A 593-nucleotide genomic window follows, 5' to 3' on the forward strand; every position below is an offset into this window, starting at 1 on the left:
GAAGGGGCTGCACTTGCAACTATTACAGCACAATTTGTTCAAGCAATAATAACACTCCATTACTTCAAATATAAAAGTAAAGCAGTAAAAATAAATAAAATCAAACCTGATCAGGAAATAAAAAAAGAAATGTTTGGCGTAGGGTCATCTGCTATGATGATGCAAATTTTATTTATGATTCAACAAACAATGCTATATAAAATGTCATTTAAATATGGCGGAGATACAAATGCTATCTTGATGGCAGCAACACTTAGAATATATGCCTTTTCATTCATTCCACTTTGGGGAATGAGTCAAGGTTTACAACCTGTAGTTGGTACAAATTTTGGAGCGAAAAAATACGACAGAGTAAAAGAAGCTATGAAAGTATTTTCTATCGGAGGATTAATTCTTGCATCAATATTTTGGATACCAGCATTAGCATTTTCAAAGAATATTCTGTCTTTATTTGGAGTAGAAGAAAGTATTATAACTCAGGGAATAGGGAACTTTAGATTATTTTATTCTATCTTTATCCTATATGGAGTAATGGTAATGACTATAACATTCTTCCAATCAATAGGAAACGCTAAAAAAGCCGGCATAATAGT

At 31.7% G+C, this 593-nt stretch carries 1 protein-coding gene; it reads left to right on the plus strand.

Features of this window, described 5'->3' with window-relative positions:
* Positions 1 to 593, plus strand: a 593-nt coding sequence (locus HMPREF3023_RS02070) for an MATE family efflux transporter (RefSeq protein WP_246829167.1), incomplete at both ends; no start/stop codon positions are given.

It is taken from the genome of Peptoniphilus sp. HMSC075B08 (genome assembly GCF_001815405.1).
GTDB lineage: Bacteria > Bacillota > Clostridia > Tissierellales > Peptoniphilaceae > Peptoniphilus_A > Peptoniphilus_A harei.